Here is a 20,750-nt window from a genome sequence, read left to right on the forward strand (position 1 = left end):
TCCCGTGCGCCGACAGGGGGTTGACCGCCGCCATCGCCACCCATACTTTGTTTGAGCTCAAACGATATGGAGGTCTCGCGATGGCACCCATCCCGCAGCAGGACCCGGTGGCCCGGGTCGCCGGGGTCCCGGTCGACACCCGGCACTGGATCGGCGGCGAACGCGTCGCCTCCGCCGCCGCCTTCCCCGACCACTCCCCCGTCGACGGCGCGCTCCTCGCGCACGTCGCGCGCGGCGGCGAGGCCGAGGCGCACGCCGCCGTCACAGCGGCACGGGACGCCTTCCCCGGCTGGGCCGCCACCCCGCCCGGGGAACGCGCCCGCGTCCTGCACCGCATCGCGGACGGCATCGAGGCCCGCACCGAGGAGCTCGCGCGGGTGGAGACCGCCGACAACGGCGCCCTCCTGCGCTCCCACCGGCGCGGTGTGATGCCCCGCGCGGCGCAGAACCTCCGCCACTTCGCCGACCGTCTTCTCACCCTGAACCACGAGGACTTCGAGACCCGGGGCCACAGCAACCACGTCAGCTGGGACCCCTCGGGCCCCGCCGTGCTGATCACGCCGTGGAACGCGCCGCTGATGCTCGCCACCTGGAAGCTCGGCCCGGCGCTGGCCGCGGGCTGCACGGTGGTGCTCAAGCCCGCCGAGTGGGCACCGCTGACCGCCTCCCTCCTCGCCGGCATCGCCCACGAGGCCGGCCTCCCCGCCGGGGTGTTCAACCTGGTGCAGGGGTACGGAGCCGAGGCCGGGACCCCGCTGGTGTCCGACCCGCGGGTGCGGCGGATCTCCTTCACCGGCTCCGTCCCCACCGCCCGGACGATCGCCGGGCACGCCGCCGCGCACCTCGTCCCTACCAGCTTCGAACTGGGCGGCAAGTCCCCGCTGCTGGTCTTCGCCGACGCCGACCTGGACCTGGCGGCCGGCCTCGCCGTCGAGCAGTACGACAACGCGGGCCAGGTGTGCCTCGCCGGGACCCGGCTGCTGGTCGAGGAGTCCGTGCGGGACGTCTTCCTGGAGAAATTCCTGGCCAGGGCACGGGAGTTGACGCTCGGCGACCCGCGCGACGAGGCCACCTCCATGGGCCCGAACATCCATCCGCGCCACCTGGAACGCGTGGACGGCTTCGTCCGGCGGGCCCTCGCGGCCGGGGCCAGGCCGCTGCTCGGCGGGGAGCCGCACACCGCCCTGGCCGAGCGGCTGGGCGGCACGTACTACCTGCCGACGCTGCTCACCGACGTCGCCCAGGACTCCGAGATCGTCCAGGAGGAGGTCTTCGGCCCCGTACTGACCCTCCAGACCTTCGCCGACGAGGAGGAGGCCGTACGGCTCGCGAACGGCACCCGCTTCGGCCTCGCCGCGACCCTCGCCACCGGCGACCCGGAGCGCGCCGAACGGGTCGCCGCACAGCTGGTCGCGGGCACCGTGTGGACCAACTGCTTCTTCGTACGGGACCTTTCGGCGCCGTTCGGCGGCTCCCGCGAGTCCGGCATCGGCCGCGAGGGCGGCGACTGGTCCTTCGACTTCTACTGCGACCTGAAGACCACCGTCACCGCACCGGCGGGGTGGTCCTGATGGGCGAGATCGCCGGCGCCGGGCTGCTGGCCCACGTACCCACCATCGTGCTGCCCGAGGCCGTCCGCAGGGAACTCAACGACGGGCAGGAGATCTCCCTCGTACCCGGGCTGGAGCGGCTGCGCGAGGACGTCTTCGAACGCGCCGACTACGACACCGTGGTGGTGCTCGACTCGCACTGGGCCACCACCGTGGAGTTCGTCGTCGCCGCGCAGCAACGCCGGGCCGGGCTGTTCACCTCCGAGGAGCTGCCGCGCGGGATGCGCCGGATGCCCTACGACTACCCGGGCGACCCCGAACTCGCCCACTCCGTCGTCCGGTTCGCCGGGAAGCACGGCACCTGGATCACGCCCGTCGACGACCCCTGCCTGCCGGTGCACTACGCCACCATCAACCTGTGGCACCACCTCGGCCGGGGGCTGCCGGACAAGCGGTGGGTCTCGGTCGGCGTCTGCCAGACCGGCGACACCGAGGACCACCTGCGCCTCGGCCGGGCCCTCGCGGACGGCATCGCGGCACTGCCCGGGCGGCGGGTGCTGCTGATCGCCTCCGGCGCGCTCTCGCACACCTTCTGGCCGCTGCGCGAACTCCGCGCCCACGAGGCGTCCGACCCGGTGCACATCCGCACCCCCGAGGCCCGCGCCGCCGACCTCCGGCGCATCGGCTGGCTGGAGCGCGGCGAGCACGCGCAGGTGCTGGACACCATGCCGGAGTTCCTCCGCCACAGGCCCGAGGCCCGCTTCGGCCACTACCTGATGATGCTCGGCGCCCTCGGCGAACACGCCTGCACGGCACCGGGACGCGCCTACAGCGCCTACGAGAACTCGGTCGGCACCGGCCAGATGCACCTGTGGTTCGACCGCCCGTCCGGCGGCTGGACGGCGCCCCGGCACGCAGCGAAGGAGAGCACCGTATGAGCGAGCGCGAGTCCACCGTCGAGTACCGCCGCGTCCTGCTGGACGGCGCGGCCGCCCTGGTACGGGTGGCCGGTGAGGAGCTGGTGGCCGGGGACGGACGGCGGGTGAAGGCCGCCGAGGCGGTCCATCTGCCGCCGGTGGTGCCGTCGAAGGTGATCGCGGTGCACCTCAACCACCGTTCCCGGGTGGAGGAGTTCCGGACCGGGCTGCCGCCCGCGCCCACCTACTTCCACAAGCCGGTCTCCGCGCTGAACGCGCACGGCGGCGCCGTCGTCCGACCGGAGGGCTGCCGGTACCTCAACTACGAGGGCGAGATCGCCGTCGTGATCGGCCGGACCTGCCGGAACATCTCCCGGGACGAGGCCGGCGCGCACATCGCCGGCTACACCCTGGCCAACGACTACGGGCTGCACGACTTCCGGGACACCGACGCCGGTTCGATGCTGCGGGTCAAGGGCTCGGACACGCTCTGCCCGCTCGGCCCCGGCCTCGTCACCGGCTGGGACTTCCGCGACAAGTGGCTGCGCACCCTGGTCAACGGCCGGGTGGTGCAGGACGGTTCGACCGCCGAGATGGAGTGGGACATGCACTATCTCGTCGCCGACATCGCCCGCACCATCACCCTGCACCCCGGTGACGTGCTGCTGTCCGGCACCCCCGCGCACTCGCGCCCGGTCCGGCCGGGCGACGTGGTCGAGGTCGAGGCGGAGGGCCTGGGCCGGCTGACCAACCGGATCGTCACCGGCCCGGCGCCGGTGCGCCCCGAGGTGGGCGCGCAGCCGACCGCCTCCGAGGAGGTGCTCTCCACCGCCCTCGGCGGCGACTGGGAGTTCCGCGGCGTCCGCGCGCCCCGCCGCTCGTGAACTCCCCTCCATCCGGCCGCACTTCCTCTCGAAAGGATCACGCCATGAAGGTCATCGTCGACATGGACGTCTGCCAGGACCACGGCCAGTGCGTCTTCGCCGCGCCCGAGGTGTTCTCGCTGGACGCCGACGGACGGCTCGGCTTCGTCGAGCACCCGGACGCGTCGCTGCGCGAGGAGGTCGAGGACGCGGCGGACGTCTGCCCGCTCCAGGCCATCCGCGTCGAGGACTGATCCCGCCCGCGACGTGAGGAGGAGACGTCATGGCCGCCGAGCACCCCGCCCCGGCCGCACGCCGCATCGCCGTCGTCGGCGCCTCGCTCGGCGGTCTGCGCGCCGCCGAGCAACTGCGCGCCGCCGGCTGGACGGAGCGCCTCACCGTCTTCGGTGACGAGGCGCACCCGCCGTACAACCGTCCGCCGCTGTCCAAGGAGGTGCTGGCCGGGAAGGCCGCGCCCGGCTCCACCGAACTGCGCCGCCGCGCCTCCACCGAGGACGTCGAATGGCGGCTCGGCACCGCCGTCACCGGCTGCGACCTGGCCGGACGCCGGCTCACCCTGGCCGACGGCTCGGCCGAGCCCTTCGACGGTCTCGTCGCCGCCACCGGCATCCGCCCCCGCCGGGCCGCGCTGCCCACGCCGGACTCCGCGCCGCCCCGTCACACGGTGCGCACCCGGGAGGACGCGGCGGGGCTGCGGGCCGCGCTCGTCCCCGGGGCCCGGCTGGTGGTGATCGGCGCCGGGTTCGTCGGCATGGAGACCGCGGCCACCGCCCGCACACTGGGCTGCGAGGTGACCGTGACGGCGCCGGAACGGCTGCCCATGGAACGGGCGCTGGGCGCGCTGCTCGCGGAGGCGCTGCTGCTCCGGCACCGGGAACGCGGGGTGCGCTTCGCGCTGGGCCGCACGCCCGCCGCGTTCACCGCTGGCGGCGTCCTCCTGGACGACGGTACGGAGCTGCCCGCCGACGTGGTGGTCGAGGCGATCGGCTCACTGCCCAACACCGAGTGGCTGGCCGGAAATCCGGGCCTGGACCTCTCGGACGGCGTCCTCGTCGACGCGGCGCTGCGCGCGCCCGGGTACCCGTGGCTGGTCGCGGTCGGCGACGTCGCCCGCTTCCCGAACGCCCGCTACGGGGGTCCGGCCCGCCGCGTCGAACACTGGGCCGTGCCGGGCGACTCCGCGAAGCACGCCGCCCGCTCCCTGGTCGCCCACCTGAACGGGACGCCGGACGGGCGGCCGCCGTTCGCGCCCCTCCCCTCCTTCTGGAGCGACCAGTTCACCCTCCGCCTCCAGTCCTTCGGCGCCCCCGCCCTCGCCGACACCACCCGGCTCCTCTCCGGCACCCCCTCCCCCGACCTCCTCGTCGCCGCCTACCGCGCGGGCACCCTCATCGCCGTCACCTCCCTCGGCGGCCCCCGGGCGGCAGCCGCGGCGGCATCGCTCCGGGGGGAGCTGGGGTAGGGGGTGGGGCTTCTCGGGCTCACCCCGCTTGCCGCGGCGCGGAGTTGGGATCCCGCCCCGCTTGCCACGACGCGGGGTGCCGCCTCCTTCGCGGGCCGGCCCCGCTTGGGAGAACTGCGCCCAGGCGCAGGGCTGGCAAGCGCAGCGCCCCAGCCCCGGCGCGGGGTGCTCAACCGGCGTCACGGACCACCCCGTACGACGTGGTAAGCGCAGTTCCCCGCGCCCCTCACGGGGGCCCTACGCCCGCCGCCGGCGCCCGCTGCGGCGCCGCGGCGGGGCCGCGCCGTCGAGGAGGTGGAGCCGCCGCTCCTCCCCGTGCTCCTCCGTGTGCACCACGATCTTCCGCAGCAGGTCGGCCAGAATCCGGTTCTCCGTGTCCGTGAGCGCCTCGGTGACGAAGGCCTCCTCCGCGTTGAACGCCGGGAACAGCTCCGCCATCACCTCCTCGCCCTCGTCGGTGAGCCGGAGCAGCGCGAGGCGCCCGTCGTCGGGGTGGCTGTTGCGCTCCAGAAGTCCCCGTCCGGCGAGGGTGCGGGCGACGCCGGTGAGGGTGCCCTTGGAGATGCCGGCCTCCTCGGCGACGTACCGGGTCTCCATCTCGCCCCATATCCACACCACCCAGAGCACGACGAAGGACGTCCAGGTCAGTCCGGCGTCGCGGAGCACCGAGTTCTCGAAGTGCTGGCGCACCGCGGCCGCCGCGCGGTAGATGTTCGAGACCGAGGCCTGGCGTTCCAGCCGTACCGGGGTGTTGCCCAGCTTGGCGGCCACCGCCTTCTCGGTCTCGCGGATCGATCGTGACTCGGTCACCCGGTCTTCTCCCTTGCCGCTCGACAGACACGCCCGTACGATCGGCGCCGCCGATATCCGTACGGGATCAAACGATAACGCTTTCCGGCCCCGCTCCGCCCGCGAGCCGCTCTCTCCCCGCGCAGCCGCCCCGGCCACCGCACCGCGCCGACGAGACCGCCGCGCCCATCCTGCCCCGTCTCCCCTCTGGAGTCCGGCATGCCTCTCACCCCCTCCGCCACGGACGGCTCCCCCGCCGTGGCCGGACCCCCGCCCTCCGCTCCCGCGCCGCAGCGCCGGATCGGGGTACCGGGCATCGTCTTCTTCATCGTCGCAGCCTCCGCGCCGCTGACCGTCGCGGCCGGCGGTTTCACCCAGGCCCTCGGAGTGACGGGGGTGCTCGGCATCCCCGTGCTGTACGCCGCGATCGCCGTCGTCCTGGCCCTGTTCACCTCCGGCTACGCGGCGATGAGCCGGCACATCACCGGCGCCGGGGCGTTCTACGCGTACGCGGCACAGGGCCTGGGCCGCCCGGCCGGAGTGGGCACCGCCTTCGTCGCGCTGGTCGCGTACAACGCGATGCAGGTCGGCCTGGCCGGGCTCTTCGGCGCCACCACGGCCGAGTTCGTCGAGGCCAGGACGGGGGTGGAGGTGCCCTGGTGGGCGCTGGTGCTCGCGGTGACGGCGCTCGTCGGGGTGCTGGGCTACCGGCGGGTGGACGTCAGCGCGAAGGTCCTGGCGGTGCTGCTGGCGGTCGAGTTCGCCGTGGTACTGGCCTTCGACCTGGGCCAGCTGGGCCACGCGCCGCAGGGTCTGTCGACGGTGCCGCTGACTCTCCACTCCGCGCTGGACGGACAGTTGGGCGTAGCACTGTGCTTCGTCTTCGGCTCGTACATGGGCTTCGAATCGGCCGCGCTCTACTCCGACGAGTGCCGCGACCCGAAACGCACCGTGGCCCGGGCCACCTACACGGCGGTCGCGGTCGTCGGACTGTTCTACGCCTTCTCGTCCTGGGCGATGATCGTCGGAGCGGGCCCGGACCGGGCCGTCGGCATGGCCCAACAGCAGGGCCCCGAGCTGCTGTTCACCCTGGGCTCCGACGCCCTCGGGCCGCTCTTCGCCGACCTGTCCCAGCTGTTCCTGATCACCAGCATCCTGGCCTCGCTGGTGTCCTTCCACAACGCGGTGGCCCGGTACGTCCGTTCACTCGGCCGCGAACAGGTCCTCCCGCGCGGCCTGGGCGCGCTGCACCCGCGGCACGGCTCCCCGTACCGGGGCTCGCTGCTGCAGACGGTGGTGACGGTCGCGGTCACCGTCGCGTTCGCCGCCGCCGGACGGGACCCGGTGGCCGACGTCTTCACCTGGCTGACGAACCTGGGCGCGGTCGGGGTGATCCTGCTGATGCTGGTCACCTCCGTCTCGGTCGTCGCCTTCTTCGCCCGCCGCCAACACCTGGGCACAGGCGAGCGCCTGTGGCACCGGGTGGTCGCCCCCGTGCTGGCCGCCATTCCGCTGGCGGTCATCTTCTGGCTGGCGCTGTCCACCTTCTCCGTCCAACTGGGCGTCGCCCCCGGCAACCCCCTGCGCTGGATCCTCCCCGGCCTGATCGTGGCCTCCGCCGCCGCCGGCCTCGCCTGGGGCCACCACCTCCGCCGCTCCCGCCCCACGGCCTACGCCCGCATCGGCACCAGCCGCGCCGAGTAGCGCAGGCCCGGCAACCGGGGCGGAGCCCCGAAAAGGGGCGCGGGGAACTGCGCGACCAGCCACGACGCACCCGCACCTCAGCAACGCGGGCGAAGCAGCCGACCCGGCCGGATGGAGGCGCGACTCAGCAACTCACCCCTGCCGGGCGGGACTTGCGGCATCCTTCCGGGCGACGGCGAGCACGGCCATGTGGTCCCGGTCACCGGCCCCGGGCAACAGCTCCTCCTGGTTGAGGGCCAGCCCGTGATGCGCGATCAGGGTCAGCCCCGAGGCGTCGAGCAGGCGGCCGGCGGTGGCGAGGGGGAGGTGGAACTGGGGTTGCCGGAAGGTGGTCCGGTTCCACGTGCGGGCGTCACCGCTGGAGAAGTGGTCCACCTGCACCTCCATCAGCCGCTCGTCCGCCGGGTAGCCGCGCATGACCACCATGCCGCCCGGACTCTCGTGAACCCACGGACCGGACAGCAGGGACTCGCGCAGCCCCAGCGTGTACAGGTCGAAGAGGAACAGCCCGTCCGGGCGCAGCAGCCGGTAGACGCCGTCGAACGCCGCCCGCAGTTCGCGTTCGTCGTGCAGGTAGTTGAGCGGGCCGCCGAGCATGACCGCCACGTCGAACGGGTCGAGCTCGGGCAGTTCACGGAGATCGCCCGGGACGAAGCGCACCGTGGACGCGCCGGGTTTGGCCGCCGCGACCTTCAGCATGCCGGTGGAGCAGTCCACACCGGTCACCGAGAATCCGGCCTCGGCGAAGTGCAGCGTGCCCTTCCCCGTTCCGCAGCCGAGATCCACGAGACGGTCCCCGGGCGCACCGTGCCGGTCGATGAGCGTGCGGTACCGGGCGCATCGCGCCCCGTCGTCGTCCGTGGCGTAGATCGCGTCGTAGTCCTCGGCCAGGCGGTCGTAGCTGTGACGGGTCGTGGAGGAGAAGGATGCCGATCGTGCGCTCACTGTGCCGCAACTCCCCGATGAGAGGTTCTTCCTGACGAAAGACCTCCCGGCCCGCGAGGACGCCGGGGCGATGACGCAGGGTCTCCGGTGGGTCTGCTTGCCTCCCGGCCTTCCCCCCCCTCCCCCGGATTCCGCAGCCGGCCGACGGCTTCCACCCGATCGGGGGACGCGTAACCGGCCGCGGCCCGTGCGGGCACCACGGTGCACAACGTGCCCTGGTACACGGCGAGTTCGGCCGCCCTCGGGGCCGGACGACGGGGTCCCCGTGCGGCGGGCTCGTCACGGCCCGGCCCAACTCCCCGCGTCACATGCCCGGTTCGGCCCCGGAACATCTACCAGCCCGTCACCGTGCCCGCTTCGGCGGCGAGGAGGGTGCCGCCGTCCCAGACGACGCCGACCTGACGGTAGTAGGCGCCGAGCGGTTCCTCGACGGTGAGGGCCGCGAGTTCCTCGGTGGGCGCCTCGAAGAGGTCCAGTTCGGCGTCCCCGGACCAGGCCGGGCCCGCCTCGGCGTCGGCGGCGCCGGAGGCGACCAGTTCGTCGAGGGCGAGGCCCTTGCCGTCGATGGCGGGCAGCCAGCGGTGGTGGGCCATCGGGTGACCGTTGACGAAGCCGTTGTGCGGCGACGGCTCGCGCAGCGTCACCACCGTCTGGGCGAGGCGGCGGTCGGCGGCGGCGAGGGTGGCGCCGAAGCGGGCGCCCGCCTCGATGCGCGGGGCCGGGCCGTAGGGGTGGGGGCGGGTCATGTGGATCGAGCCGAGCTTCTTCGGGTAGCCCTGGTGGTTGCCGCGGGCGACGGCGAAGTCCTTGTCCACCCAGATGTAGACGCACCGCGAGTAGGTCCGCCCGGCGTACGCGCAGCGCACCACGGCGAAGCACTCCTTGTACTGGGCGCGTACGGGGTCGAGCAGTTCTTCCCCGCTCCCGCCGCAGGACTGCCAGTCGGCCCAGATCAGGGCCACCGCACCGGGGTCCTCCTCGGCCAACCCCAGGGGCGCGGGCAGGAGTTCACGTACCCGTGCCGGGTCGGTGCGGTATTCGACGGTGAGCAGGTCGCCGGAGTAGTGCCACGGCGGCGCGAGGATCAGGGACGAGCGGCCGGTGGCGGTCTTGGGCTGGTAGAAGCCACGGACGGTGGACATGCTGGCACTCCCGGGGACGAGGGATCTCGTTTGGGCCCGTACGATATGCGCCGCGGCGGCACCTTGTCACGGGGGCCTCCGCACCCGGGACGTCCCACCGGCCTTCGGCCCCGGTGTGCGGAGTGCCGGCGGTCACGGGCACCGGAACCGGCCGGCCGCGGGGCGTCCCGAGAGGCGTCCCGCGGCCGGGGGCCACCGGGGCGGCGTCAGGACGCCCTGCGGCGGCGTGCGCGGCGGATCAGCAGCCAGACCGCCCCGGTGACCGCGGTTGCCGCCGCGGCCACGTCGGGGGCGACCATGTTGATCGGGTCCGTGTCGTTCGGTTCCTCGGTGGCCCTGACGTTGGTGAGCGCCGCTCCACATCTGCTGCTGGTCTCCGGCAAGGAGGTGAACGACAGCGTGTAGGTGTCCTTCGTGGCGACGAAGGTGTAGGTCTGCGGTGTCCAGTCGGGAGGCCGGTTCGACGTACGGCGGGGCGGGTCGATGGTCTTGGGTTCTTCCCCGTCCACGCCGACGGTGAAGGGGACGTTTCCGCCGTACCAGGTGTTGCAGCTGCCGTAGGGAGAGCGGGTGGAGTCGAAGGTGATGGTCACGGTGGAGCCGGGGGTGACCGTGAGGGTGCGCTCGATACCGCCCGGCGAGTATTCGCGGTTCAGGTCGATGCACTGGGTTCCGGCGGGGTGCTCGCACAGCGAGGCCGAGTACAGGTCGACACCCGAGCCGGTGGTCGTCCAGCCTGTGATTTCCGTGCTGTTGCCGTAGACGTTGCGGTAACTCGAGGCCAGGTGAGGGGAGTCGAAGGAGCCGTTGGACACCGGGACCGGGTCCGCGTGGGCGGCTGTCGCCGCGGCCAGGAGCGCGGCACCGGCCGCGACCGCGGCGAGAGGGGCGGATCTGTGTTTCATGCGGTGGCCTCTTTCTCTTGCAGGGCGGGACGGACCGGGCGGCATCAGGTGCGGTCGGCTTCCGCGTCCGATGCGGTGGGATGCGGGCGGCTGAGCGCGAGGAGGAAGGCGGCGAGGGCGGCGGCCAGGGTGACCAGGGAGAGCAGCGTGCCCAGGTAGCGGTGGCCGAGGGCGTAGCCGGTGTCGCGGCCGGCCAGTGCCACCAGCCCGTACAGGGCGCAGATGCGCAGTTGGTTGCCCAGGACGGCGACCAGACTGGCCACTGCGGCCGCGGCGACCACCGCCCAGGCGGGGCGGCGCCGGGTGATCGCGGTGAGGGCCGCGGCGCCGCACCACAACAGGGTGACGATGTAGACGGATGTGCACTGGCTGGTGATCCGGCCGCCGAAGACCTGCAGAGGTTCCAGGAAGAGCCATACCTGTGGCGCCTGGGGGTTGGCCACGGCGCGGTGGCCGGTGACCGCGGCGACCACGTGAGCGGCGAGTTGTGCTTCACCGACGCGGAAGCGGTGCTCGCCCAGGACGAGGGCCAGCGCCAGGGCGGCGCACCCCAGGGCGCCGGTCAGCCGGGTCAGCCGGTGCAGCACGGTGCGGAGAGCGGAGGTCACTTGGGCAGCGCCCCCGCCGGTGCGGGCGCGGTGTCGAGGACGCGGCGGGTCTTGTCCCACCCGTGCCGTCGGCGCAGCATGCGCAGCAGCCCGCGCCAGACGGCGGCGTAGGCCACGTAGTTGGCCGGCAGGAGCACGTGGCCCAGCAGCAGACTGCGCAGGAGCGAGCAGTCGCCGGCGCGGCGCCGGTAGAGGCAGGCGGCGATCAGGTTGGGGAAGAAGGAGACGACGTACCAGAGCAGGGCCGCGGGCACGGTGGAGAGACCTTGACCCCACAGTTGTCCGTGACTGAGGTGGAAGACGGTGACGGCGAGGGTGAGGTGGAAGAGGACGGACCAGCCCAGCACCAGCACCCAGGGCACCAGGAGGTACATGGTGACCTCCAGCAGAGCGAGGTGCCCCACCCGCAACGAGGCCCACAGTTCGGGCAGTCGGGTCACGGCGGTCATGTGGCCCTGCATCCAGCGGGTGCGCTGACGGGCCAGCCGTCGCCAGGATTCCAGCCCCTGCTGCTCGACCCAGGCATGCGGGGTGGAGGTCAGTTTCCAGCCCCGGGTGACCAGGGAGACCGTCAGGTCGAGGTCTTCGGTCAGGGCGCTGGACCAGGGGTGGTCGCTCACCGTGAGCAGCGCCGACAGGCGGGTGAACTGACCGTTGCCGCCGAGGCTGACGGTGGAGGTGGCGATCCGGCCGAACTGGGAGACGGCGGCCAGGCCCCAGAACTCCATGTCCTGCACCCGCGTGATCAGGCGGTGGCGGTTGACGATCCGCACCGGGAGCTGGGCACCGCCCACCCGGGGGTCGTCGAACAGTTCCAGGACCTGGTCCACCGCCCGTACGGACAGTCTCCCGTCGGCGTCCATCACGCCGATCACCACATCGTGGGGCGGCAGGCCGCGGAGGGCGATGTCGGCGACCACGTGGCGAAGCCCGGCGTTGAGGGCGGCCCCCTTGCCCTGGCGGGCCTCGGGGGCGGTGCGGGTGATCACGGTCAGGCGGCCCTCGGGGCACGCGCCACGCGCTCGCGGCACGGTGGCGTCCGCGCATCCGTCGTCGATGAGGACGACGTGGGCGCGGGGGTCGGCAGCGCACAGCTGCGTGACCGTACGGGCGATGACTTCCTGCTCGTCCAGGCACGGCACGAGGAAGTAGATCTGCCGCACGCCGCCCCGGCCGGTCAGTTCGAGCGGCACCGGTCCGCGCCGTCGCATGCGCCGTTCGTGGCGCAGTCCGCTGATCGTGGTGGCGAGAAAGTAGAGCAGCCCGGCGCAGATGACGACCGCGACGACGGCCTCGTACAGGCCCACCAGTGCTTTCGGCACCGCCGCCTCACCCTTCCCGGTTCGCGGCCTGCGCGCGGCGGCGGGCGATCGCCCGTACCGCGAGAGCACCGAGGACCACCGCCCCCACGGCACACAGCACCCACAGGATCAACGGCGTTCCGGTGTCGGCCAGTTCGGAAGGGGAGGGCGGGAGGGAAGGGGTGTACACGAAGGATTCTTCCGATCTTTCACGGGAGGCGTCCGGGAAGGGCGGTCATCAGGTCAGGCGCTGGCCAGGTCCGGTGGGTGCGGCGCGGCGCCGCGTGGAGCGGTGACGGGCAGGTGCGGGCCGGTGCGCTCTGCGGGCAGTTGCGCGGCTGCGCAGGCGCAGCCGGCCGCACGGTGCACCAGACGGGCGATGCGCGTGGAGGCGCGCCCGTCCCCGAACGGGCTGGGCAGGGACCGCAGTTGGTCATACAGGCCGGGGACCCGGGCCAGGCACTCGGTGACGGCCGTGGCGATCTGCCGCGGCGTCACCAGCCGGGCGAAGTCCGTCATGGCCTCGGGCCGTTCGGTGCTGCGCCGTACCACCACCAGCGGCCGGCCGAGTACGGTGCACTCTTCCTGCATCCCGCCCGAGTCGGACACCACCACGGCTGCCCCGGACGCGAGGGCCAGGAAGTCCCGGGGCGGCAGCGGCGAGGACGGACGGAGCGGGGCGAGCAGGCCGCTCAGGCCGTGGCGGTCGACCGCGGCCAGGGTCCTGGGGTGCAAGGGCAGCACCACCGGGCAGGGGAGGCGGCCGAGTTCGGTCAGGATTCGCCGCAGGACGGCGGGATCGTCGGTGTTCTCCGGCCGGTGCACCGTAGCCAGCACGTACCCGTTGATCCCTACGCGATGGGAGGCGGTGACGCGTTGCCGGTCGGCGTCGGTGGGCAGATTCCGCCGCACTGCCTCGACCACGGTGTTTCCCGTGACGAAAACCCGGTGCCCGGGAATTCCCTCGCGGGTGAGATTGTCTGCGTTCAACTCGGTCGCGGCGCACAGGACGTCCGACAGATGATCGACCAGAATGCGGTTGTGTTCCTCCGGCATGGACCGGTCCCGGGAACGCAGCCCCGCTTCGACATGGACCAGCGGAATACCTCGCGCATTGGCAGCCAGCGCTCCGGCCAGAGTGGCATTCGTATCACCCTGCACCACAACTGAGCGCACCTCGTGCCGGGCCAGCCAGGCATCCACACCGGTGACCCCCTCCCCGATCTGTCGTCCACGGCTGCCGCCGCCGACCGAGAGCTGGAGTTGCGCCAACGGCATCCCCGTCCCGGAGCCGACCTTTCCGGCCAGCTCCGGATCGAAATGCTGTCCCGTGTGGATCACACTCGCCGCGGCACCCAGCAGATTCACGAGCCCGGCAAGTTTCACCGTTTCCGGTCGCGTGCCCAACACCACCGCGACACTCGACGGCGGGAGCCGGGAACAGCGGAACTCGGCGAAGTGAGGCGTGGGCAGAACATCCAGAGACATTCGGCATCTCTCTGTGAGGGGGGGAGGGACGACACTTCAGCCCGAACATCTCAATTCATCATCCATAACGCTGTTCTCACACGATGAATGAATGAAGACTTGCCCCGCCAGGCCCATTCGTCGGATTTTCCGCATTCCCCCCTTGGCCCTACGGGACCGCGGGGACATCGCCACGGACCACGGCGAGGAGGGGGCCCGCACGGACAGACCCTGCCGACGCCCGTGTTCACGACGGCCGGACGGGAGCCCGAACACCCGGGCCCGGTGGGCCAATTCGGCACTCGGCCCTCTTGTGCCCGCCGCCGGGTCTCCCTAAGGTGCACAGTGCCCGGATATTGTTTGATCTCAAACGAGAACCGGCTCCCGCTCAAGTCCCGCACACCCGCCGCCCGGTGCGGCGCACCGTCCCGATCCGCTCCGCAGAAAGGCTGGGACACGGTGAGCAACGACGCAGCACCCTTCTCTCCCGCCACCACCCCCGACGAGGCCGTCGCCGCTCTCCGCGCGCAGGGCACGGACGTCGTCCGCGTCGTGTATCCGGACATGATCGGGGCCGACCGGGGCCGGGACGTCCTGGTCGAGCACCTGCCCTCGGCCTGCGGCCACGGGCTCTCCTTCTGTCACGCCGTGTACCACACCAGTCCGCAGGGCGACGTGGTGCGGGTCCCGGGCGGGCTGGACGCGGGGCTCCCCGACGTCCAGATCCGCCCCGACCTGGCCACCCTGCACCCGCTGCCCTGGGAGCCGGGCGTCGCCTGGTGCCTGGGCGACGCCACCGACCCGGCCACCGGAGCGCCGCCCCACGAGTCGCCGCGCGACCTGCTGCGCGGCGTCGTCGAACGGGTCTCGGGCATCGGCGGGACGGCGCTGACCCCGGTCGTGGGCCCGGAGTTGGAGTACTACCTGTGCGAGCGGGACGAGCGCGCGCCCGGCGGCTGGGCCCCGTACGCGCCGGCGCCCGGGAACGTGTACAGCGCGGGTCGGCGCGGCGATCCGGACTCGCATCTGCTGCGCACCCTGCGGCTGCTGCGCGATCTGGAGATCGGCGCGACCATGGGCAACCACGAGTTCGACAGCGGCCAGTTCGAGGTGAACCTCGACCACTCCACGGCCCTGGACGCCGCCGACCGCGCCTTCCGCTTCAAGTCCGCCGTGAAGGAACTGGCCCGCACCGAGGGCCGCCAGGCCACCTTCATGGCCAAACCCTTCAACGGCCTCGGCGGTTCCGGATTCCATCTGCACCTGTCACTGCTGGACACCAAGGGCCGCAACGTGTTCGACGGTGCGGAGGGCGACGACGGGCTGTCCGCCACCGCCCGGCACGCCGTCGCGGGCGTCCTCCGGCACGCCCCCGCGCTGGCCGCGCTGCTCAACCCCACGGTCAACTCGTACAAGCGGTTCGGCCCGGACACGCTGGCCCCCTGGCTGATCGACTGGGGGCTCGACAACCGCAGCGCCATGCTCCGCATCCCCCCGGAGCGCGGCGCGGGCAGCCGCATGGAGCTGCGGCTCGGCGACGCCTCGGCCAACCCGTATCTCGCCGTCGCGGGCACCCTCGCGGCGATCGGACTCGGGCTGCGCGACAAGTGCGAACCGCCGGCGCCGCTGGACGGCTACGGCTACCGCACGGAGCTGTCCGCCGAGCTGCCCCGGACCCTGCCGGCCGCGCTCGACGCGCTGCGGGCCGACACCGAGTTCGCCGGCCTCCTCGGCCCCGGCTTCACCCGCTCCTTCCTCGCCTACAAGCGCGACGAGGTCCGGCGGTTCCAGCAGCACATCACCGACTGGGAGTTCACCGAGTACGCGGCTCTGACGTGAGCGCACCGCCCCCGACCGAAGGAGTCCCCGTGACCGCCCCGACCACCGCCCGCGCCACCGGTCCGCTCCCCCTGGAGGAGGTCGATCTCGCCGACAACGACAACTTCACCGACGGCGACCTGCCCTGGCGGATGCTGGAGACGCTGCGCCGCGAGGACCCCGTGCACTGGCAGCCGGAACCGGCGCCCAACAGCGGCTTCTGGGCCGTCACCCGGCACGCGGACATCGTGACGGTGGACCGGGACGCGGAGACCTTCACCTCCACCGGGTTCACCAATCTCGAAGAGGTCGACGACGCCCTGAAGGACAAGCGGCGCTCCCTCCTCGAAACCGACGGACTGCGCCACCGCGCCCTGCGGACGCTGCTCCAGCGCCGCTTCACCCCGCGCGCCCTGGCCCCGTACGAGACGTATCTGCGCGGGCTGACGGCCACCACGCTGGACGCGGCACTGGCCCGGGGCAGCTTCGACTTCGTCAAGGAGGTCTCGGCGGACTTCCCGATCAACGTGCTGGCCCGGCTCCTCGACGTCCCCGAGGGGGACACCCGGCAGCTGATCGACTGGGGCAACCGGATCATCGGCAACACCGACCCCGACTACGCCGACGTCCTCCTGGAGAGCGAGGACAGCGAGCGCTACCGGGACCTGCCCTTCCGCTCCCCGGCCGCGCTGGAGGTCTTCGAGTACGGCCGCGCGCTGGCCGCAGCCCGGCGCGGCAAGGACGGCGGTGACCTCGTCTCCGCCCTCGTCAACTCCGCACCCTCGGACGGTGTCCCGCTCTCCCCGCAGGACTTCGACAACTACTTCCTGCTGCTGGTGGTGGCGGGCAACGAGACGACCCGGCACGCCATTTCGCACGCGATGCACGCCCTGATCGAGCACCCGGAGCAGCTGCGCCTCCTCCAGCGGGACCCGTCGCTGATCCCCGGCGCGGTGGAGGAGTTCCTCCGCTGGGCGTCCCCCGTCTACCACTTCCGGCGGACCGCCACCCGGGACGTCGAACTGCGCGGCAAGCGGATCAGGCGGGGCGACAAGGTGGTGCTGTGGTTCGCCTCGGGCAACCGGGACGAGGACGTCTTCGAGGAGCCCGGCCGCTTCGACGTCACCCGCCGGAACGTGGACCACGTCACCTTCGGCAAGGGAGGCCCGCACTTCTGTCTGGGGAACTCGCTGGCCCGGATGGAGATGCGGATCATGTTCGAGGAGCTGCTGCCGAGGATCGCGGACATCCGGCTCGACGGCGAAGTGCGGCGCGTCCGCTCGAACTTCGTGAACGGCATCAAGGAACTCCCGGTCACCGTCACCCGGGCCTGATTCCGCAAGCACGGTGCGGCACCCGGCGAGGGGGCGGGTGCCGCACGGCCGGTCAGCCGGTCCTGGGCTCCAGGCGGTAGTCCAGGGGGACGTAGCCCGGGTCGACGGTGGACGTGCCGCCGTCGACGGTGAGCGCGGCCCCGTTGACGTACGAGGCCCCGGGCCCCAGGAGCCACAGCACGGCGCGGGCCACCTCCTCCGGGGCGGCCGGCCTGCGCTGCGGGACCAGGGCGGTGGCCTCGCGGTAGGCGTCCTCGGTGGAGAGTCCGGACGGGGCGCCGAAGGCGGCCATTTCGGCGTCGGCCATCTCCGAGCGGGTCCAGCCGGGGACGACGGTGTTGGCGCGTACGCCACGCGGGCCCGCCTCGGCGGCGACGACCGTGGTCAGCATGTGCGCCCCGGCCTTGGAGGCGGCGTACGCGGCGGAGCCGGGCGCGGCCCGCAGTCCCGCCACCGAGCCCACCGTCACCATCGCCCCGCCCGTGTCCTCCAGAGCCGGGAGCGCGGCTCTGGCGAGGAGGAAGACGGAGGTGAGGTTGGTGGCGAGGGAGGACTCCCAGTCCTCGTCGGTGAGTTCGCGCAGCGGTGCGGCCCGCATCACCCCGGCACAGGCCACCAGTCCGTCGAGCCGTCCGTGCGCGGCGAGCACGTCCTCGACCAGCTGCCGCACCTCGGCCGGGGAGGTCGCGTCGGCCGGGTGCGCGGTGCCGCCGCACTCCTCCGCGAGCCGCCGCAGCGGGTCCGCCCGCCGCCCGGCCAGGGCGATCCGGGCGCCACCGGCCGCCCCTTCCCTGGCCACCGCGGCGCCGATCCCGCTGCCCGCGCCGACGACCAGGTGGACGGGGGCGGCGGGATGCGTCGGGCGAGCGTTCATCCGGGTCCTCCTCGGGGCGGCGGCAGGGGCCGAACCCGGCGGCGTGGACTGCCGGTTGGGGACACCGGGTTTCATTTGGCCTCAAACGCTAGCCGTCGGCTCCCGTCCCCACAACAGCCCCGCCACCCCGGGCGGCCCGACGCCCCGAACCCGCCTGGCAGACTGCCCCCGCCCGCACCCCGGCGTCCTGGAGCCCGCATGCCGTCACAGCCCGTCGTCCGTCCCGCCCACGCCGGGGACCTCGCGGCGCTCCAGGAGCTCGCCCGGCGCACGATCGACGCCTGCTACCGGCCCTTCCTCGGTGACGAGAACGTCGACGGGTTCATCGGCTCGGGCGCCTCGGACGAGCACCTCGCGCACCATCTCGGGCAGGGGCACGTCCACTGCCTGGAGGCGGACGGCGCCGTCGCGGGACTGACCGTCCTCGACGGGCCGACCGTCGACCTGGTGATGACCGACGTCCGCCACCACCGCCGCGGCCTGGGCACGGTGCTGCTCGCGCGGGCCGAGGAGCTGCTGTTCGCCCGGTACGAGGAGATCCGGCTCGACAGCTTCACCGGCAACACGGCCGCCTTCGCCTTCTACGAGGCGCGCGGCTGGCGGGTGTCGGGCTACACGGAACCGGACGGCGGGCTGCCCGCCAGGGCCGGGTTCGTCAAGCGCCGGCCCGCGTAGCGGCGCGGGCCGGGTGGCGGGAAACGCACGTTCGCCGCACGGGGCGCGGCCGGTGCGGCGGCGGGAAATGCGGCGAATGTGGTCGGATGGCGAGCGGTGCCCGTACGCACGCGGGCCCGCGCAGTGACACTTCCGAGAAGGTGAAGGATTCCACGTGGCAACCACGCGCACCGCACGAACGGTCTGGGAAGGCGAACTCCTCACGGGCAGCGGCAACGTCGCCTTCGAGTCCTCCGGCATCGGCACCCAGCCGGTGACCTGGCCGTCGCGCGCCGAGCAGCCGAACGGCAGGACCAGCCCCGAGGAGCTGATCGCCGCGGCGCACTCCAGCTGCTTCTCCATGGCGCTCTCGCACGGCCTGACCGGCGCCGGCACCCCGCCCACCCGGCTGGAGACCCAGGCGGACGTCTCGTTCCAGCCGGGCGAGGGCATCACCGGCATCCACCTGTCCGTCCGGGGCGAGGTTCCGGGGCTCGACGCGGACGGCTTCGCCGCGGCCGCCGAGGACGCCAAGAAGAACTGCCCGGTCAGCCAGGCCCTCACCGGCACGACGATCACCCTGACCGCCGAACTCGTCTGACCGCACGGCCCGTTCACCCCGCCGCCCGGCCGCCCCTCGGGGCAGCCGGGCGGCGGTGCGTCGGCGCTCTCAGTGGCAGCAGTCGAGGATCTGCGGGGTCCAGTCGCGGGCGAGGACGTCGACGAGGCCCAGGTCGGTGATCTTCATCGTGGGCGAGACGGCCAGCGTCAGCGTCGAGACGCTCATGAACGGGTTGCGGTGACGCCACCCCCAGGCGCCCAGTTCCGCACGCACCCGGCGGGAGGCCTCGGCGACCTCGGCGGCCGGCCCGTCCGACATGACGCCGCCGACGCCCAGCGGCAGCCGCGCCGTCACCACGCCGTCCCGCGCGACGGCCACGCCGCCGTCGTCGGCGAGCACCGCCTCCGTGGCGGCCCGCATCGAGGCGCGGGCGGAGCCGAGGGTGACGAGGTTGTGGCTGTCGTGCGCGTAGGTGGTGGTCACCGCGCCGTCGCCCAGTTCCATGCCGGTGACGGGGACGCAGGCGGTGTGGTCCCGGCCGTGCCGGTTGCGCACCCAGCACAGGGCCGTGTGCCCCTCCCACTCCACGACGCCGCCGGTGACGGCCAGTTCGACCTCGGCCGGTTCGGTGTAGGTGTCGACGGGGTTGACGCGCAGGCCGCGGAAGCGGTGCCGCCCGTCGGGCAGGTCGACCCGCCAGCGGTACTCGTCCTCCGGCACACCCCGCACGTGGACGGAACCGGCGAACGGGTGGGTGACCGCGCGGGGTTCCTCGTACGCGGCCTGCCCGCCGGTGGCCACGATCCGGCCCCCGGCGAGCACCGTGTCGACGGCGAAGTCCTCCAACGGGCCGTCCAGCAGCACCAGATCGGCCCGCTTGCCGGGGGCGACGACGCCGCGGTCGAGCAGCCGGAGGCGCTGCGCCGGGGTCCAGGTGAGCGCGCGCAGCACGTCGAGCGCGGGGAGGCCTGCGGCGACGGCGGTGCGGGCGATGTGGTCCAGGTGGCCGCTGCCGGTGATGTGGTCGGCGGCCAGGTCGTCGGTGACGAGGCACAGCGGGGGCAGCCGGGGCAGGTCCAGCAGGGCCCGGACGACCTCGGGTTCGAGGCACTTCTCCTGGAGCATGACGGTCATGCCGAGCCGGGCCTTCTCCACCACCACCTGTGGGCTGTTCTTGGTGTGGTCGGAGTCGATGCCGGTCGCCATGTAGCGGCTGAGCTCCTCCCCCGTCAGCCCCGGGCAGTGGCCGTCGAGGACGGTGCCCCGGCTGCGGGCCGCCTCGATGATCGCGTGCATGCGGGGGTCGCCGGAGACGACGGCGCGGTAGTCCATGACCTCGGCGAGCGCCTGGACGCCGTCCCAGCCCAGGAGTTCGTCCACGTCCCCGGCGTCCAGGTGGGCGCCGGAGTGCTCGAACCCGGCGAGCGCGGGCACGCAGGAGGGCACGCCCCACAGCTGGGTCTGCGGGGTCCCGCGTCCGGCGTCGATCATCCAGCGCATGGCGGTGCGTCCGGCGACGTTGACGATCTCGTGCGGGTCGGCGAGGACGCTGGTCGTGCCGCGCGGCAGGGTCAGCCAGGCGAAGGCGGCCGGGGTGAGGAAGGAACTCTCCACGTGCATGTGCGCGTCGACGAAGCCGGGGACGATCAGCCGGCCTGCCGCGTCGACCGTCTCCGCCGCCGCTCCCCCGGTGCCGGGTGGCACGACCCCGCTGATCTCCTCGCCGGTGACGAGGACGTCGGCGGTGAAGGTCTCGCCGGTGAAGACGGAGACGACGCGGCCTGCGGAGATGCGGATGTCGTGCACGGGGCTTCCTCGTCGGTGAAGTGGGGGG

Annotated in this window: 20 protein-coding genes; 10 read left to right on the top strand and 10 right to left on the bottom strand. The window is 73.1% G+C overall.

The window, feature by feature from the left end; all coding sequences use genetic code 11:
- Positions 1 to 80: 80 nt before the first annotated feature.
- Genes HCC30_RS25020 through HCC30_RS25040 form a run of 5 tightly spaced genes read left to right on the top strand, consistent with a single transcriptional unit; the run spans position 81 to position 4,813 of the window.
- Positions 81 to 1,571 carry an aldehyde dehydrogenase gene (locus HCC30_RS25020; protein WP_169445039.1) on the top strand — a complete coding sequence of 497 codons (1,491 nt, stop codon included), beginning with the start codon at positions 81 to 83 and terminating at the stop codon, positions 1,569 to 1,571.
- Positions 1,571 to 2,488 carry a 3,4-dihydroxyphenylacetate 2,3-dioxygenase gene (locus HCC30_RS25025; protein ID WP_169445040.1) on the top strand — a complete coding sequence of 306 codons (918 nt, stop codon included), beginning with the start codon at positions 1,571 to 1,573 and terminating at the stop codon, positions 2,486 to 2,488. Before HCC30_RS25020 ends, HCC30_RS25025 begins: the two co-directional genes overlap by 1 nt.
- On the top strand, positions 2,485 to 3,351 hold the full coding sequence (locus HCC30_RS25030) for a fumarylacetoacetate hydrolase family protein (protein ID WP_169445041.1): 867 nt from the start codon (positions 2,485 to 2,487) through the stop codon (positions 3,349 to 3,351). Before HCC30_RS25025 ends, HCC30_RS25030 begins: the two co-directional genes overlap by 4 nt.
- A 44-nt stretch (positions 3,352 to 3,395) precedes the next feature.
- A complete protein-coding gene (locus HCC30_RS25035) occupies positions 3,396 to 3,584 on the top strand; it encodes a ferredoxin (protein WP_169445042.1) in 189 nt (62 codons plus the stop codon).
- 29 nt (positions 3,585 to 3,613) lie between these two features.
- Complete coding sequence (locus HCC30_RS25040) at positions 3,614 to 4,813, top strand: FAD-dependent oxidoreductase (protein WP_169445043.1); 1,200 nt, start codon at positions 3,614 to 3,616, stop codon at positions 4,811 to 4,813.
- A 237-nt stretch (positions 4,814 to 5,050) separates the two neighbouring features.
- Here the strand turns inward: HCC30_RS25040 and HCC30_RS25045 are convergent, their stop codons facing one another.
- Complete coding sequence (locus tag HCC30_RS25045; RefSeq protein ID WP_169445044.1) at positions 5,051 to 5,623, bottom strand: MarR family winged helix-turn-helix transcriptional regulator; 573 nt, start codon at positions 5,621 to 5,623, stop codon at positions 5,051 to 5,053.
- A 198-nt stretch (positions 5,624 to 5,821) separates the two neighbouring features.
- Between HCC30_RS25045 and HCC30_RS25050 the strand changes: the two genes are divergently transcribed.
- The gene (locus HCC30_RS25050; protein WP_169445045.1) at positions 5,822 to 7,306 is read left to right on the top strand and encodes an APC family permease; all 1,485 of its coding nucleotides are present in this window, start codon (positions 5,822 to 5,824) and stop codon (positions 7,304 to 7,306) included.
- A 132-nt stretch (positions 7,307 to 7,438) separates the two neighbouring features.
- On the opposite strand, the gene HCC30_RS25055 is transcribed toward HCC30_RS25050, so the two are convergent.
- The 7 genes from HCC30_RS25055 to wecB all read right to left on the bottom strand — a co-directional run bounded on the left by HCC30_RS25055 (position 7,439) and on the right by wecB (position 13,695).
- Entirely contained in the window at positions 7,439 to 8,251 is an 813-nt protein-coding gene (locus HCC30_RS25055; protein ID WP_169445046.1) for a class I SAM-dependent methyltransferase, read from the bottom strand.
- Between the two features lie 332 nt (positions 8,252 to 8,583).
- A complete protein-coding gene (locus HCC30_RS25060) occupies positions 8,584 to 9,393 on the bottom strand; it encodes an acetoacetate decarboxylase family protein (RefSeq protein ID WP_169445047.1) in 810 nt (269 codons plus the stop codon).
- A 206-nt stretch (positions 9,394 to 9,599) separates the two neighbouring features.
- Positions 9,600 to 10,298, bottom strand: a complete 699-nt coding sequence (locus tag HCC30_RS25065; RefSeq protein ID WP_169445048.1) for a DUF642 domain-containing protein — start codon at positions 10,296 to 10,298, stop codon at positions 9,600 to 9,602.
- Positions 10,299 to 10,342: 44 nt separating this feature from the next.
- Positions 10,343 to 10,906 carry a hypothetical protein gene (locus tag HCC30_RS29080; RefSeq protein WP_169445049.1) on the bottom strand — a complete coding sequence of 188 codons (564 nt, stop codon included), beginning with the start codon at positions 10,904 to 10,906 and terminating at the stop codon, positions 10,343 to 10,345.
- Positions 10,903 to 12,228 carry a glycosyltransferase gene (locus HCC30_RS25075; RefSeq protein ID WP_169445050.1) on the bottom strand — a complete coding sequence of 442 codons (1,326 nt, stop codon included), beginning with the start codon at positions 12,226 to 12,228 and terminating at the stop codon, positions 10,903 to 10,905. Before HCC30_RS25075 ends, HCC30_RS29080 begins: the two co-directional genes overlap by 4 nt.
- Positions 12,229 to 12,235: 7 nt before the next feature.
- Positions 12,236 to 12,397: a hypothetical protein gene (locus HCC30_RS25080; protein ID WP_169445051.1), complete on the bottom strand. Its 162-nt coding sequence runs from the start codon at positions 12,395 to 12,397 to the stop codon at positions 12,236 to 12,238.
- 53 nt (positions 12,398 to 12,450) lie between these two features.
- Entirely contained in the window at positions 12,451 to 13,695 is a 1,245-nt protein-coding gene (wecB, locus tag HCC30_RS25085) for a UDP-N-acetylglucosamine 2-epimerase (non-hydrolyzing) (RefSeq protein WP_169445052.1), read from the bottom strand.
- A 543-nt stretch (positions 13,696 to 14,238) separates the two neighbouring features.
- Between wecB and HCC30_RS25090 the strand changes: the two genes are divergently transcribed.
- Both HCC30_RS25090 and HCC30_RS25095 read left to right on the top strand, forming a co-directional pair.
- Complete coding sequence (locus tag HCC30_RS25090) at positions 14,239 to 15,513, top strand: glutamine synthetase family protein (RefSeq protein WP_169445111.1); 1,275 nt, start codon at positions 14,239 to 14,241, stop codon at positions 15,511 to 15,513.
- Positions 15,514 to 15,542: 29 nt separating this feature from the next.
- Positions 15,543 to 16,826 carry a cytochrome P450 gene (locus HCC30_RS25095; RefSeq protein WP_346776796.1) on the top strand — a complete coding sequence of 428 codons (1,284 nt, stop codon included), beginning with the start codon at positions 15,543 to 15,545 and terminating at the stop codon, positions 16,824 to 16,826.
- Between the two features lie 52 nt (positions 16,827 to 16,878).
- Here the strand turns inward: HCC30_RS25095 and HCC30_RS25100 are convergent, their stop codons facing one another.
- Positions 16,879 to 17,700 carry an SDR family oxidoreductase gene (locus HCC30_RS25100; protein ID WP_169445053.1) on the bottom strand — a complete coding sequence of 274 codons (822 nt, stop codon included), beginning with the start codon at positions 17,698 to 17,700 and terminating at the stop codon, positions 16,879 to 16,881.
- Between the two features lie 198 nt (positions 17,701 to 17,898).
- Between HCC30_RS25100 and HCC30_RS25105 the strand changes: the two genes are divergently transcribed.
- The gene (locus tag HCC30_RS25105; RefSeq protein WP_169445054.1) at positions 17,899 to 18,375 is read left to right on the top strand and encodes a GNAT family N-acetyltransferase; all 477 of its coding nucleotides are present in this window, start codon (positions 17,899 to 17,901) and stop codon (positions 18,373 to 18,375) included.
- A gap of 154 nt (positions 18,376 to 18,529) precedes the next feature.
- Complete coding sequence (locus HCC30_RS25110) at positions 18,530 to 18,955, top strand: OsmC family protein (RefSeq protein ID WP_169445055.1); 426 nt, start codon at positions 18,530 to 18,532, stop codon at positions 18,953 to 18,955.
- Positions 18,956 to 19,024: 69 nt separating this feature from the next.
- Here the strand turns inward: HCC30_RS25110 and HCC30_RS25115 are convergent, their stop codons facing one another.
- Positions 19,025 to 20,722, bottom strand: coding sequence for an adenine deaminase C-terminal domain-containing protein (locus tag HCC30_RS25115; protein WP_169445056.1), 1,698 nt, complete (start codon positions 20,720 to 20,722; stop codon positions 19,025 to 19,027).
- Positions 20,723 to 20,750 lie beyond the last annotated feature (28 nt).

Origin of the sequence: Streptomyces sp. HNM0574 (genome assembly GCF_012726235.1) — a bacterium.
In the GTDB taxonomy this organism is placed as follows: Bacteria; Actinomycetota; Actinomycetes; order Streptomycetales; family Streptomycetaceae; genus Streptomyces.